This window comes from Rhodococcus koreensis, from assembly GCF_017068375.1.
GTDB classification, from domain to species: domain Bacteria; phylum Actinomycetota; class Actinomycetes; order Mycobacteriales; family Mycobacteriaceae; genus Rhodococcus_F; species Rhodococcus_F koreensis.
Genome location: NZ_CP070609.1, coordinates 4948178 through 4962751, shown reverse-complemented (window position 1 = coordinate 4962751; position 14574 = coordinate 4948178). Strand labels below are relative to the sequence as shown.

Here is a 14574-nt window from a genome sequence, read left to right as displayed (position 1 = left end):
TGTCGGGCCAGAAGTACATGGACGCCTACACGCTCAGGCGTCCGGCGTAGCGACGGCGCGCGTCACCAGATCGGCGATGAGCCGGTCGGTGTCGACGCCCTCGAGCACCCCGGGCAGCGTCAGGTGCTCGACGATGAGCGCATTCATTGCGAGGTAGAGCATCAGCACGGTGCCGCGGTCGCCGGGCAGTCCCGAGTCGAGGTGAAACCCGATGTCGCGCTCCAGGTTGCCGGAGATGGTGCGCGTCAGCGTGGTGCGCAACTCGGGTCGGCGGACCGCTTCGAGCCGCAACTCCTGCAACGCGAGGTAGCCCGTCCGGTCGCCGGTGATCCGGCCGAACAGTCCCTGCATGTACTCGATCACGAGGTCGAGATTCTGCGGCTTGCGGACACTGTCCTCGATCACCGAGGGGTCGGGGCCCATCCGCTCGTGAATCCGCTTGCCGACCTGGTCGAACAGGTCGTCGCGGCTGGCGAAGTAGTTGGAGGCCGTCCCCTTGGGCACGTTCGCCTCGACGTCGACGGCACGGAAGGTGAGGCCGCGCGCACCCTCTCGCGCAAGCACTTCGATCGCTGCGTTCACGAGTGCCGCACGTCGTTCCGGATTCTGCGCCATCGACACTCCTCGAAAAAGGACTTGCAACCACTGTAGTCATAGTACTACAAATGGAGTAGTTACCGACTGCGGGAGGACTCACATGCGAAAACTCGTCTACTACGTCGCCACCACCATCGACGGATTCATCGCCGGCGCCGACGGCGCGGATCCCAGCGGCACCGTCTTCGAGCTCGAGGGTGATCACATGCCCGCGATGATCGCCGAGTACCCCGAAACGGTCCCCACCCATGTGCGGGCAGCGATGGGAATCGATGCCCCCAACCGGCATTTCGACACACTGCTCATGGGCCGCGCCAGCTATCAGCCCGGCCTCGACCTCGGCGTGACCAGCCCGTACGCGCATCTGCGACAGTACGTGTTCTCGACGACGATCACCGAGTCGCCCGACCCGGACGTTCAGATCGTCTCGGGCGATCCGATCGAGAAGGTGCGCGAACTCAAGAAGGAGGACGGCAAGGACATCTGGCTGTGCGGCGGCGGGAAGCTGGCCGCCGCGGTGCAACCCGAGGTCGACGAGCTCCGGATCAAGCTCAACCCCGTGGCGATCGGCACCGGCATTCCGCTGTTCGACGGCGAATTCGACCCCCAGCGGTTCCGGCTGACCTCGACCCGCGCATTCGAGAGCGGGATGATTTTCCTGACGTACGTTCGCCGATAACCGGAGTCACACCCGCCACTTGCGCCGACACGGGCACCTGACGCATGTATTGATTCAATACGTAAGTAATGTTCGAGGCATGCGCGAACGCCGGTACTCGTCCACCAGCCCCGAACACCTGGCTGCGGCCCTGTTCGACGTCGCGGCCGAGTCGGGCCTCGAGGGCGCCAGCGTGCGCGAGGTCGCCAAGAGGGCGGGTGTGTCCATCGGCGCCGTGCAGCACCACTTCTCCACGAAGGACGAGATGTTCGCGTTCGCGCTGCGCACCCTCGTCGACACACTGCTCACCCGCCTGGCGGATATCGACCGCGGCGGCGACCCCGCCGAGGACCTGTTCGCCGCGATGTCGCAGTTGCTCCCCCTCGACGAGTCACGGTCGCGGGAAGCGCACGTCAGGGCGGCATTCGCCGTCCGGGCGGCCACCTCCCCGTCGCTCGCCGAGATCCGGCGCACCACCCTGTTCACCATCCGCACCGGACTGTCCGCGGTGCTCATCGCGATCGGCACCCCGGAAGCGGAAACCCGTGCGGCGCTTCTCCTCGCCACCGTCGACGGCCTCGCCCTCGAGGCGATCGGCAGTCCGGACCTGTACCCGGCCGAGTACCTCGAGCACGCCCTGAACGTCCAGATCGGCATGATTCTGCAGGGCGCCGACGTCGTGCCGTCGTCGTCGATCGAACTGGCCAGCTGATCCCTCGACCCAATGTCACATCCGTCTCGTCAGAGTGAACCGCTGCCCCGTCACGCGGAGGGCGCGGGACGGTTCGCGCCCAGCCCCTCCGGCGACCTGCACCTCGGCAACCTGCGGACGGCCGTGCTGGCATGGCTGTTCGCCCGGTCCACCGGCCGTCGATTCCTCCTGCGCGTCGAAGACCTGGACCGCGTCCGCGACGGCGCCCGGGACCGGCAACTGGCCGACCTCGCGGAACTCGGTCTCGACTGGGACGGCGACGTCGTGTCGCAGTCGCACCGACTGCCGCGGTACGACGCCGCCATCGCCGAACTCCACGCCGCCGGCCTCACGTACGAGTGCTTCTGCACGAGAAGAGAAATCCTGAAGGCGGCGTCGGCCCCGCACGCACCCCAGGGCGCCTACCCGGGGACCTGCCGCAACCTGACACCGGACGAGCGTGCCGACCGGCTCGCCGGCGGGCGACCACCGGCCCTGCGTCTGCGCGCCGACGTCACGTCGTTCACCATCGACGACGTCCTGCACGGAAGCTACTCCGGAATGGTGGACGACCTCGTGCTGCGCCGCGGCGACGGAACACCCGCGTACAACCTCGCGGTGGTCGTCGACGACGCCGCCCAGGGGATCGATCAGGTGGTGCGCGGCGACGACCTGCTCTCGTCCGCGCCCCGCCAGGCGTACCTCGCGGGACTGCTCGGGCTCACCGCCCCCGCGTACGCACACGTCGCGCTCGCCCTCAACGAGGACGGCAAACGGCTCGCGAAACGTGACGGCGCCGTCACCCTCACCGACCTGAAAGCGTTGGGACGCACACCGAGCGACGTCCTCGGGGTGCTGGCGGCGTCGCTCGGGCTCGCGGAACCGGGCGAGGCCGTGGATCTCGGGACCCTCCTCGCCCGATTCGACCCGGCCCGCCTGCACCGCGAACCGTGGGTGGTCAGGCCCCCGACGCCGCCGCGATCAGCATGATCACGAAGAACAGGATCCACCCGACGACGTAGGCGCCGCCGATGGCGATCCCGGCGATCGCGAGCCCACGGCCTTCCTGACCGGACTGCTTGATCTGGCCCAGCGCCACGATGCCGAGGATGATGCCGACAATGGAGCCGACACCGTAGAAGCAACCTCCGACGATCGACGTGATCAGCGACGCGATCGCGAGACCGTTCGTCCCGCGCGACTGCGGGTAGGGCGCGCCGTATGGGTTCGGGGCGCCGTACTGCGGGGCGGGGCCACCGTATTGGCCCGCCGCCCCGTACTGATTGGGGGCGCCGTACTGATTCGGGGTGCCGTACTGATTCGGGGCGGCGTACGGGTTGGGCGTCCCGTACTGCTGCTGGCTGGGGGCCCCGTACTGGTCGCCGCCGTATTGATTCGGCGCGGCATACGGATTCGGAGACGTCCCGTACGCGCCCGGCTGCTGATAGTCGGGGTACTTCTCGGTGGGCGCCGAATACGTGGGATAACCGGATTCGTCGACCCCGTATCCGTCGCGCGGCAAGGGCGGAACCTCGCCGTAAGTGGGTGGTGTCTGCCCGTTGTACGGATTCGAATCGTCCGATCCCCCAGAATTAGTCACGATAACCAGCGTAAAGCATCAAAACCGCAGGAGAAGAAGCAGACCAAAGGGAGGCGGGTAAAGGATTGTCCACGTAGTGTTTATTCGCACTGTCACGCGCGAGCACTCAACTCTTGCTGAGGGGATCACATGACGACTGGTGGATACGACCCTAACGACAAACCCGAAGGTGGTGACCAGGGCGGATACCCTCCGCGGGGCAATCCTCCACCGCCGCCCGGCGGATATCCGCCGCCCCCGGGGAATTACCCACCGCCGCCGCAGGGACCGCCGCCCGGCGGATATCCGCCACCGCCTCCCGGCGGAAACTATCCCCCTCCGCCCGGTGGAAACTACCCGCCGCCCCCCGGTAATTACCCACCGCCGCCGCAAGGACCCCCGCCCGGCGGTAATTACCCGCCGCCGCAGGGAAATTACCCGCCCCCTCCGCAGGGACCGCCCGGCGGATATCCGCCGCCCCCGCCGATGTCGGATTACGGCGCCCCGGGGCAGACGCCGGGACAGTTCTCGGTGGGTGACGCGATCGGCTACGGCTGGAACAAGTTCAAGGACAACGCGCTCATCTGGATCGGCATCCTGCTGATCGCCGCCGTCATCCAGGTGGTGCTGAACCTCATCTTCGGCGGCTTCAGCACGTCGTCCGACATGAGTTCGGCGTTCTCGGTGTGGCGCATCATCGGTTCGATCGTCACCACCATCGTCGGATACCTGATCAACGCGGCGCTCGTGCGGGGCGCGCTGCACGAGGTGGACGGCAACAAGCCGGCGTTCGGGTCGTTCTTCCAGTTCACCAACGTCGGGGCGATCATCATCGCCAGCGTCATCATCGGTGTCGCCTCCATCATCGGTTTCTTCCTGCTCGTCATCCCGGGTCTGATCGTTATCTTCCTGACCTGGTGGACGCTGCAGTTCGTCATCGATCAGAACGAGGACGCGATCACCGGCATCAAGTCGAGCTTCCGGACGATCTCGCAGAACGTCGGCCCGGTGCTGCTGCTGGCCCTGGCCCTCGTCGGCATCAACATCGTCGGTGCAATCCTCTGCGGCGTCGGACTTCTCGTCTCGATCCCGATCACGATCATCGCGTCGACCTACGCGTACCGCGTGCTCACCGGCCGTTACGTCGCGGCCTGACCGTTCGCTCCCCACGGGTGAGCGCGCTCCCGCCCCTCGGGCAGGAAGCGCGCTCACCCGTTTTGCTACTCCCGTCACTCGAGTCACTCCCACCCCTTGCGTAAGGTGCTCAGGCGTCATCCGAGACGATTCGAGGGGGAACACATGACTACTGGCGGATTCGATCCCAACCAGGGACAGCAACCGTTCGGCGGGCAGCAGTACGGGCAACCGCACTACAACGGGGCGGGGCAGCAGTACGGGCAGCAACAGTTCGGCGCACCACCGCAGTTCGATTCGGCGCAGCAAGCCGGCACCCAGCCGTTCGCGCAGCCGGACTTCGGATTCACCCCGTCCCGGCCGGGCGAACTCCTTCCCCGCCTGGGCGCGCGGGTGATCGACGGCCTGATCGTCGGCATTCCGACGGCCGTGGTCACCATCGTCATCTCGCTGGTGCTGGGTACCTTCCTGGGCAGCGCCCTGGGCGCGATCCTCACCGCCGTCGCCGCCGTGGGCTACTTCGTGTTCCTCGAGACGACGCGGGGCCAGACCGTCGGCAAGCAGGTCCTGGGTCTGCGCGTCGAGGGCCCGAACGGCGGACTGCCCACCCAGCAGCAGTCGCTGACCAGGAACGGCTTCTACGTCCTCGCCGCGCTCGGCGGGTTCCCGTTCCTCGGGTTCCTGTTCGGACTGGTCGGGTTCGTCACGGCGATCGTCATCGCCGTGACGATCAACGGCAGCCCCACCAAGCAGGGCAAGCACGACGAACTGGCAGGCGGCACGCGCGTCGTCCAGGGTTAGCCCGGCACGGCCATCGCGCGGGTGAACGTACCTTTCAACGCCTCAGATCGGACAAAAGGTACGTTCACCCGTTCCTGATTCGCGCCTCTCCCCGTGCAAGTGCTTGGATTGCGGCGTGACAGCCTCAGATCAGCAGACCAAGCCAGACCACGCGACGTTCGCGCACGTCAGCCGGGGGTACTACCCCACGTTCGTTGCCCTCTTCACGGCGACGCTGCTGATCTCGAATATCTGCGCGACGAAAGGCGTCGCATTCTTCGCCGACTCGTCGCTCACCATCGGCCCGCTGCAGATCCTGCCGGTCATCACCGATGGCGGCTTCTTCCTGTTCCCGCTGGCCTACATCCTCGGCGACGTGCTCAGCGAGGTGTACGGGTTCAAAGCGACGCGACGCGCGATCTACCTGGGCTTCGGTGCCCTGATCCTGGCCGCGTTCTGCTTCTGGCTCCTCATCGAACTGCCGTCCGCCGACTTCTACGAGAACCAGGAGGCGCTGCGGTCCGTCGTCGGCGTCTACCCGCGACTGCTGCTCGCCGGGCTGGCCGGGTACTTCGTCGGGCAGATGCTGAACTCGGTGACGCTGGTCCTGATCAAGGAGCGGACCAAGGAGAAGCACCTGTGGGCGCGGCTCATCGGCTCCACCATCGTCGGTGAGTTCGCCGACACCCTGATCTTCTGCTCCATCGCCGCCGGCGCGATCGGCATCAGCACGTGGAGCGATTTCGTCAACTACGTGATCGTCGGATTCCTGTGGAAGACCCTGGTGGAGGTGCTGGTCATGCCGATCACGTACCGCGTCATCGCGTACGTGAAGAAGCGCGAACCCACCTACCAGCTCTGACCCGCACGTGAGTGGGAAAGCGTCCCCGGGGACGCTTTCCCACTCACGTGCGGTAGAAGCGGCCCAGCGTCTCGGCCTTGAACTCCTCGAAGTAGCCGCCCTCGATGCTGGCGCGGATCTGATCGACCAACCGCACCGTGAAGCGTTCGTTGTGGATCGTGCACAACGTGGACGCCAGCATTTCCTTCGCCTTGAACAGGTGGTGGATGTAGGCGCTGGTGTAGTTCGCGCACGTGTAGCAGTCGCAGTTCTCGTCGATCGGGGTGAAATCACGCCGGAAGCGGCTGGTGTTGATGTTGAACCGGCCGTCCGGGTGGTAGATCGCGGCGTTGCGCGCGACCCGCGACGGGTTCACACAGTCGAACGTGTCGGCGCCGTTCTCGATGGCCACGAAGACGTCGTCCGGCTCGCTGATGCCGAGCATGTGCCGCGGCTTGTGCTCGGGCAGCTCCTCGTTGCACCAGCGGACGATGGTGCCCAGGTTCTGCTTCTCGAGCGCCCCGCCGATGCCGTACCCGTCGAAGCCGCGTCCGCTCTCCCCGGTGATCGACTCCAGCCCCCGGCACGCCTGCCGCCGCAGGTCCTCGTACTGCGCGCCCTGGACGACCCCGAACAACGCCTGGTACGGGCGGTGGGCGCGTTCGGCGGTGAGCTTCTCGTGCTCGGCGATGCAGCGCACCGCCCACGCCTGCGTCCGCTCCACCGACTGCTCCTGGTAGCCGCGGGTGTTCAGCAGCGTCGTGAGCTCGTCGAACGCGAACATGATGTCGGCGCCGAGCTGATGCTGGATCTGCATCGACACCTCGGGGGTGAACCGGTGCCGCGACCCGTCCAGGTGCGATTTGAACGTGACGCCGTCGTCGTCGACGGTCGCGAGGCGTTCCTTGCCCTTCGCGATGACGTCGTCGGAGCGCACCCCAACCGCTTCCATCGCGAGGACCTTCTTGAATCCGACGCCCAGCGACATCACCTGGAATCCGCCGCTGTCGGTGAACGTCGGGCCGTCCCAGTTCATGAACTTGCCGAGCCCGCCGGCCTCGTCCACGATGTCCGGTCCCGGCTGCAGGTACAGGTGGTACGCGTTGGCGAGCAGCGACTGCGCGCCCAGGTCCTTCATGCTCTCCGGCAGCACCGCCTTGACGGTGGCCTTGGTGCCGACGGCCACGAACGACGGCGTCGCGATGTCGCCGTGCGGGGTGTGAATGGTTCCGGTTCGGCCGAGCTGTCCGTCGAGTCGGGTGCCGACGGTGAAGAACGGATCGGGCGGGGTCGGGACTACGGCATTCACGGGTGTATCCAATCACGCGCGACATTTCCGGCGACACATCACTACTTCGTTCGAAAGTGGGTACAGAGAGTGTGACGATCCCATCCCCTCGACCGGAGGAACCGCCATGAGCGACGAGAAGACCGGCCATCGGATCGACAGGCGAACGTTTCTCTCGGGTGCCGCGGTCGCGGGCGGGGTGACCGTGATGTCGGGTCTCTTCGACCGTCGAGCGGACGCGTCGGAGCAACCGCTGCGCCGCCAGCCGAACAACTACGTGCAGCCCAACATCGTGTTCATCGTCGTCGACGAGATGCGGTTTCCCCAGGTCTTTCCGGCCGGTATCACCACTCCCGATCAGTTCCTGCAACGGTTCATGCCCAACCTCTACAAGTTGTGGGCGCCCGGGGTGAAGTTCACGCAGCACTACACGGCCGGGGTGGCGTGCAGCCCCGGCCGCGCATGTTTCGTCACCGGGCTCTACCCGCTGCAGAACTGGATGCTGCAGACCCGGACCGGCAATCGGGCGTCGCCGGTTCCGTCCCCGGCCATGGGGCGGGAGTTCCCGACGTACGGCAAGCTGCTGCGGCAGGCGGGGTACGTCACACCGTACGTCGGGAAGTGGCATCTGTCGCCGTCGCCGGACGAGGATTCGGGACTCGCCCCCGGCTACCTCGAGGAGTACGGGTTCGACGGACTGACGATGCCCGACATCATCGGATTGAACGGTGAGGGCTTCGAATTCGACGGGCACATCGCCGACCAGGCCGCGGCGTGGTTGTCGACGCGCAAACCCTCCGACGGCCCGTTCTGCCTCACGGCGAGCTTCGTGAACCCGCACGACCAGCAGTTCTTCTGGGCCGGAACGGAAGCGGAACGCTACCAGTCGCTGTACGCGAACAACGTTCCCCCGCTCAGCCCCGCCCGGACGTGGTCGGTGACCACCGGTGAGAGCGACCCGCCGCGGCTGGGCTACCCGTCCGTGCCGCCCAACTGGGAACCCGAGAAGGCGCTGCAGTCGAAACCGAGCACCCAGGTGTTCGCGCGGGAGTTCCAGGCGCTGGTGTGGGGCGGCGTCACCGACGACGTCCAGAACCTGTCGAACTACTACCTCCAGCCATACGGCCAGGGCACCGATCCCGACCGGCACATCGCGTTCGCGCCGTACACGTACTGGGAACGGGCACTGGACAGTTACACCAACGTGCTGTCGATGGTCGATCACCACATCGGCACCGTGATCGATTCGCTGCCGGAAGACGTCGCGGCGAACACCGTCTTCGTCATGACGTCCGATCACGGCGAATACGCCGGGGCGCACGGCTTCGTCGCGGGCAAGCTGTCCACCGCCTACGACGAGGCGTTCCACATCCCGCTGATCGTTGCTGACCCGACCGGGCGGTTCACCGGCGACACCGACACCCCGCGCGGCCAGCTCACGTCGAGCGTCGACGTCGTGCCGCTGCTCGCGACGCTCGGCTACGGCGACCGGAACTGGATGTCCGGGGACCTGTTCGCGACGTATGCCGAGCGCGTCGACCTCCTGCCGCTGCTGCGGAGCAACGCCGCGGCAGGACGCGACCACGTCCTCCTCGCCACCAACGAGCACGCACCGCAGGGGATCAACTGGAACAACTCGCCCACCCACATCTACGTGCTGCGCACCCCCGAGGCGAAGGTCGCGGTGTATTCGAAGTGGTTGGGGCCCACCGCCTACGTCGACCCGGCGTCGTTCCAGTACGAGTTCTACGACTACGCCACCGACCGCGGTCGGGCGGAACTCGACAACACCTTCGATCACGACCCGCGCGGCCCCGCGATGGCCGCCCAGTTGATGACCCAGTATCTGCCGACTCAGCTCGCCGCGCCGCTGCCCCCGGCGTTCGCTCAGCAGAGCGCGGACGCGATGGCCCGGTACCTCACCTACATCCAGGTGATCAACCGGTACACCCCCGGCCAGATCGACCGCGAGGGCATCGACAAGCTGACCGCGTTCGGGGAGGTGTTCTGACGGATATGGCCGGGAAAATTGTTGCCGCCGTGCTGGTTCTGCTGATGTGGTCGGGTGGGGTCTCCGTCGCCTCCGCGGCCCCGCCGCCGACGGCGCAGTGCGCGTGGCAGTTCATGTCCAACTCGACGGTGCTGAATGTCGCGTTCCCCGACGCCAGCGCGACGTACTGGGTTCTGCCCTACGCGTTGGCGTCCGGCGACACCATCGAACTGAGCGGCACCTACCCGGCCGCCCGCTATTTCTCGCTCAACACGTACGGAACCAACTTCGACACGGTCGACACGTTGCGCGACAACCAGATCGGGCCCGACCCGGGCAGCGGCAACCCTTTCACCGACGCCTCAGCAGGTTCGCTGCCTGCAACGCAGAAGCGCTGGCACGCGACGGTCGTGACCGGTCCGGCCGATCACGCGCGCAACCAGATCCAGGCCCTGCCCGCCGGGGCCGGCGCGCAGTCGGTACCCGTCGGCTTCCTCATCATCCGGGTGTACGTGCCCGACGATCCGGCATCACCGTCGGGCGGAGTCCCATTGCCCGACGTGACACTGACGTCCGCGGGCCGGACGTCGCCGGTGCCGACGTGCGGATCCGAATTCGACCCGTCCGCCTACGACAACGGCCCGCTCGGACAGGTCGCGGAGGCCGGCTTCGATCAGATCATCGCCGGCGCCGCGTCCGGCGCGTTCCCCGGCAACGTGCCCGAGGCGACGTTCGTGAACCCGGCGAGCACGTCGGGCCTGTTCCCCAACGGCGACAACAAATACGTCGGAGCGGGGCTGACCTATCAGCCCGGACGCATCGTCGTCGTGCAGGGCCGGGCGCCCACGTTCCCCGACACCCGTGCGGGACAACCCGTCACGGCACCCGGCCGCCAGGTGCGGTACTGGTCGATGTGCCAGAACGACCAGCTGACGCCCTACCCGGTCGTCGCGTGCGCCGCCGACTTCCAGACCCGCACCGACGGCGACGGCAACTACACGTACGTCGTCGCCGCACCTCAGGACGTCCCCGCCCGCGCCGCAGCCGACCCGACCGTCACCGTCATCCCCTGGGGCTCCACCGACGTCGCGAAGAAGGTGCTGTTCCTGCGGTACATGCTGCCGTCCGACGCCTTCTACCCGCAGTCGGTGCAGGCGTCGCAGAGCAATCACACCGACCCCGCCACCACGATGGGTCCGTACTATCCGCGCTCCGCCTACTGCGACACCGCCACCTTCGAGGCCGGCGGAAGCACTGCGTGCCTGTGAGTACTTGTTAACCGCCCGTGGTTAATAAGTACTCACAGGCGTTTACGCACTGACGAACTGGCTGTTGTAGAGACGGTAGTACGCGCCGCGGGTGAGGAGCAGGTCTTCGTGACTGCCCTGCTCGACGATGCGACCGTCCTCCATGACGACGATGAGGTCTGCGTCGCGGATGGTCGACAGCCGGTGGGCGATCACGAAACTCGTGCGATCGCTGCGCAGGACTGCCGTCGCATGCTGGACGAGCAGTTCGGTGCGGGTGTCGACGGAACTGGTTGCCTCGTCCAGGATCAGGATCGACGGTTGAGAGATGAAGGCCCGGGCGATGGTGATCAGCTGCTTCTCACCGGCGCTGATGTTGCTGCCTTCTTCGTCGATGACGGTGTCGTAGCCGTCGGGCAGCGAGTGGACGAACCGGTCGACGTAGCTGATCCGGGCGGCCGCCTGGATCTCTTCCTCGGTGGCGCCGGGACGTCCGTACGCGATGTTGTCGCGGATGGTGCCGCCGAACAGCCACGCGTCCTGCAGGACCATGCCGATGCGGGACCGCAGGTCGTCTCGCGACATCTCGGCGATGTCGACGCCGTCGAGGAGAATTCTGCCGCCGTCGAGTTCGTAGAACCGCAGGATCAGGTTGACGAGGGTGGTCTTGCCTGCGCCGGTGGGTCCGACGATGGCCACCATCTGGCCGGGTTCGGCGACCAGCGACAGGTTCTCGATCAGCGGCTTCTCCGGCGTGTAGCCGAACGAGACGTCCGAGAACTCCACCCGGCCCGAGACCTCGGCCGGGTTGGGTGCGTCGGCCGGGTCCGGGTTTTCCTCGTCCTCGTCGAGGATGGCGAACACCCGCTCGGCGGACGCCACACCCGACTGCATGAGGTTGACCATGGCCCCGATCTGGGTGAGGGGCTGGGTGAACTGGCGCGAGTACTGGATGAAGGCCTGCACGTCGCCGAGGCTCATGGTGCCGGACGCCACCCGCATGCCACCGAGGACGGCGATGGCCACGAAGTTGAGGTTTCCGAGGAACATGATCGCGGGCATGATCAGGCCCGAGATGAACTGGGCCCGGTAGCTGGCCTGGTAGAGCGCCTCGTTCTGCTCCTCGAACCGTGCCTCCACCTCACGGCCGCGGCCGAACACGGTGACCAGTTCGTGGCCCGTGTACGCCTCTTCCACGTGCGAGTTGAGCTCGCCGGTCGACTTCCACTGCGACACGAAGTGCGTCTTGGACCGTTTCGCGATCTGCGCCGTCACCAGGATCGACAGCGGCACCGTCAGCACGGCGATCAGCGCGAGCAGCGGCGAGATGACGATCATCATCACGAGGATGCCGATCACCGTCATCGCCGACACGATCAGCTGGCTCATCGTCTGCTGCAGCGACTGCGAGACGTTGTCGATGTCGTTGGTGACCCGGCTGAGCAGGTCGCCGCGGGAGTGGGAGTCGAAGTACCGCAGCGGAAGTCGGTGGATTTTCCGTTCGACCTCGGCGCGCAGGTTCTTCACGACACCCTGCACGACGATGTTCAGCAGGAAACCCGACAGCCACATGAACACCGACGACCCCAGGTACAGGGCCAGCACGATCGCCAGCACCCGGCCGAGTGCCGTGAAGTCGATACCGACCCCGGGGACGACGGCCATGCCGGACACCATGTCGGCGAACGTGTTCTGACCGTCGGCCCGCAGCGCGGCGACGGCCTGATCCTTCGACATTCCGGCGGGCAACTGCGCGCCGATGATGCCGTCGAAGATCAGGTTCGTGCCCTGGCCGAGCATGCGCGGCGCGATCGACGTGAGCACCACCGACACGGCGGCGACGAGGAAAACGACGCCGACGGCGATCCGGTGGGGACGCAGCCGACGCAGCAGCCGCTTGGTGGACGGCCACAGATCGTGCGGCTTGGACCCCGGGGCTCCCGGAGCGACCGGTCCCGGAATACGCGGGCCGACGGGCCTTTCGGCGGTGGTGGTGGTTGCGCGATCGCTCATAGTGCTTCCTGGACCGATCGTTGGGATTCGACGATCTCGACGTAACACGGACACGTCTCGAGCAGTTCGTCGTGGGTTCCGATTCCGACCACCGCGCCGTCCTCGAGGACCACGATCTGCTCGGCCTTCACGATCGTCGAGACCCGCTGGGCGACGACGATGACGCACGCGTCCGAGGTCTCGGGTTTGAGTGCGGCACGCAGCCGGGCGTCGGTGGTGAGGTCGAGGGCGGAGAACGAGTCGTCGAACAGGTAGATCGACGGACGACGCACCAGCGCCCGCGCGATGGCGAGCCGCTGCCGCTGACCGCCGGAGACGGTCGTGCCGCCCTGCGCGACCGGGGTGTCGAGGCCCTCGGGCATGGCGCGCACGAAATCGGCGGCCTGCGCGATCTCCAGCGCCCGCCACAGTTCCTCGTCGGTGGCGTCGGGTTTGCCGTACCGGAGATTGGTGGCGACGGTGCCCGAGAACAGGTACGGCCGCTGCGGGACCAGTCCGATGCCGGCCCGCAGGACGTCCAGGTCGATGCGGCGCACATCCGTGTCGGACACGGTGACCGCGCCCGACGTGGCGTCGATGAGGCGCGGGATCAGCGACAGCAGCGTCGTCTTACCGGAGCCGGTGCCGCCGATGATCGCGGTGGTCTTGCCGGGTTCGGCGCGGAAACTGATGTCGCGCAACACGGGCTCGTCGGCGCCGGGGAACTTGAACTGGGCGTCGCGCAGTTCCACCACCCCGGGGTTCTGCAGCACGGTGACCGGATCGACCGGCGGCACCACGGTGGAGTCCGTGCCGAGCACCTCGCCGATGCGTTCGGCGCACACGGTGGCGCGGGGCGCCATCATCGCGATGAACGAGGCCATCATCACCGACATCAGAATCTGCATGATGTAGCTGAGCATCGCGGTCAGCGAGCCGACCTGCATGGTGCCGCTGTTGATCTCGTGACCGCCGAACCAGATGACGGCGACGCTGGTGACGTTCGCGATCACCATCACGAGCGGGAACATCACCGCCGTCAGCCTGCCGACCCGCAGGGCGGTCTGGGTGAGCTGCTCGTTGGCGTCGCCGAACCGCTGCATCTCGGAGCGCTCGCGGACGAACGCCCGCACCACGCGGATGCCGGTGATCTGCTCACGCAGCACCCGGTTGACCCCGTCGATGCGGGTCTGCATCTCCCGGAACGCGGGCACCATCCGCGAGATCACGAAACCCATGGACAGCGCGAGCACCGGCACGGTGACCGCCAGGATCCAGGCCAGTCCGGCGTCCTGCCGGATCGACATCACGACGCCGCCGACGCACATGATCGGGGCCATCACGAGAATCGTGCAGCTCATCACGACGAGCATCTGCACCTGCTGCACGTCGTTCGTGTTGCGGGTGATCAGCGACGGCGCGCCGAAACGGCCGAACTCCCGGGACGAGAAACTCCCGACCTGATGCATGACGGCGCGGCGCACATCGCGCCCGAAACCCATTGCGGCACGGGCACCGAAGAACACCGAACCGATCGAGCAGATGATCTGCACGACGGTGACGAGCAGCATCATGACGCCCGTGGACAGGATGTAGGCCGTGTCGCCCTTGGTGACGCCGTTGTCGATGAGATCGGCGTTAAGACTGGGCAGGTAGAGCGCGGCCGCGGTCGCGACCAGCTGGAACAAGACGACCGCCGTGAGCTCCCGCTTGTACGGGCGGAGGTACGTGGTGAGCAGGGCATTCAACATGGGCAGCAGCGATCCTGGCGGGTCAT

Annotated in this window: 13 protein-coding genes; 8 read left to right on the top strand and 5 right to left on the bottom strand. The window is 66.8% G+C overall.

The annotated features are described in order from the left end of the window. Nucleotides 1-33: 33 nt before the first annotated feature. On the bottom strand, nucleotides 34-615 hold the full coding sequence (locus JWS14_RS22800; protein WP_206014428.1) for a TetR/AcrR family transcriptional regulator: 582 nt from the start codon (nucleotides 613-615) through the stop codon (nucleotides 34-36). An 82-nt stretch (nucleotides 616-697) separates the two neighbouring features. Between JWS14_RS22800 and JWS14_RS22795 the strand changes: the two genes are divergently transcribed. From JWS14_RS22795 to gluQRS, 3 genes are all read left to right on the top strand, one after another. Next, nucleotides 698-1276 (top strand): dihydrofolate reductase family protein, encoded by a 579-nt coding sequence (locus JWS14_RS22795; RefSeq protein ID WP_206014427.1) that lies wholly within the window; start codon nucleotides 698-700, stop codon nucleotides 1274-1276. Between the two features lie 79 nt (nucleotides 1277-1355). Then, nucleotides 1356-1967 carry a TetR/AcrR family transcriptional regulator gene (locus JWS14_RS22790; protein ID WP_206014426.1) on the top strand — a complete coding sequence of 204 codons (612 nt, stop codon included), beginning with the start codon at nucleotides 1356-1358 and terminating at the stop codon, nucleotides 1965-1967. A 12-nt stretch (nucleotides 1968-1979) separates the two neighbouring features. Next, nucleotides 1980-2936, top strand: a complete 957-nt coding sequence (gene gluQRS, locus JWS14_RS22785; protein ID WP_206014425.1) for a tRNA glutamyl-Q(34) synthetase GluQRS — start codon at nucleotides 1980-1982, stop codon at nucleotides 2934-2936. Here the strand turns inward: gluQRS and JWS14_RS22780 are convergent. Further along, a complete protein-coding gene (locus JWS14_RS22780; RefSeq protein ID WP_206016157.1) occupies nucleotides 2905-3468 on the bottom strand; it encodes a DUF4190 domain-containing protein in 564 nt (187 codons plus the stop codon). The genes gluQRS and JWS14_RS22780 overlap by 32 nt on opposite strands. Nucleotides 3469-3675: 207 nt before the next feature. Between JWS14_RS22780 and JWS14_RS22775 the strand changes: the two genes are divergently transcribed. The 3 genes from JWS14_RS22775 to JWS14_RS22765 all read left to right on the top strand — a co-directional run bounded on the left by JWS14_RS22775 (nucleotide 3676) and on the right by JWS14_RS22765 (nucleotide 6301). Then, nucleotides 3676-4680: a DUF2189 domain-containing protein gene (locus tag JWS14_RS22775; RefSeq protein WP_241031442.1), complete on the top strand. Its 1005-nt coding sequence runs from the start codon at nucleotides 3676-3678 to the stop codon at nucleotides 4678-4680. A gap of 144 nt (nucleotides 4681-4824) precedes the next feature. Further along, entirely contained in the window at nucleotides 4825-5460 is a 636-nt protein-coding gene (locus JWS14_RS22770; RefSeq protein ID WP_206014424.1) for an RDD family protein, read from the top strand. 115 nt (nucleotides 5461-5575) lie between these two features. Further along, entirely contained in the window at nucleotides 5576-6301 is a 726-nt protein-coding gene (locus tag JWS14_RS22765; protein ID WP_095862892.1) for a queuosine precursor transporter, read from the top strand. Between the two features lie 43 nt (nucleotides 6302-6344). On the opposite strand, the gene tgt is transcribed toward JWS14_RS22765, so the two are convergent. Beyond that, on the bottom strand, nucleotides 6345-7589 hold the full coding sequence (tgt, locus tag JWS14_RS22760; RefSeq protein ID WP_206014423.1) for a tRNA guanosine(34) transglycosylase Tgt: 1245 nt from the start codon (nucleotides 7587-7589) through the stop codon (nucleotides 6345-6347). A 106-nt stretch (nucleotides 7590-7695) separates the two neighbouring features. On the opposite strand from tgt, the gene JWS14_RS22755 reads away from it, so the two are divergent. Then, nucleotides 7696-9579 carry a sulfatase-like hydrolase/transferase gene (locus tag JWS14_RS22755; protein WP_206014422.1) on the top strand — a complete coding sequence of 628 codons (1884 nt, stop codon included), beginning with the start codon at nucleotides 7696-7698 and terminating at the stop codon, nucleotides 9577-9579. A 5-nt stretch (nucleotides 9580-9584) separates the two neighbouring features. After that, nucleotides 9585-10826 carry a hypothetical protein gene (locus JWS14_RS22750; protein WP_206014421.1) on the top strand — a complete coding sequence of 414 codons (1242 nt, stop codon included), beginning with the start codon at nucleotides 9585-9587 and terminating at the stop codon, nucleotides 10824-10826. Between the two features lie 42 nt (nucleotides 10827-10868). On the opposite strand, the gene JWS14_RS22745 is transcribed toward JWS14_RS22750, so the two are convergent. Further along, complete coding sequence (locus tag JWS14_RS22745) at nucleotides 10869-12818, bottom strand: ABC transporter ATP-binding protein (protein ID WP_072938308.1); 1950 nt, start codon at nucleotides 12816-12818, stop codon at nucleotides 10869-10871. Further along, nucleotides 12815-14548 (bottom strand): ABC transporter ATP-binding protein, encoded by a 1734-nt coding sequence (locus JWS14_RS22740; RefSeq protein ID WP_206014420.1) that lies wholly within the window; start codon nucleotides 14546-14548, stop codon nucleotides 12815-12817. The genes JWS14_RS22745 and JWS14_RS22740 overlap by 4 nt, the downstream gene beginning before the upstream one ends. Nucleotides 14549-14574 lie beyond the last annotated feature (26 nt).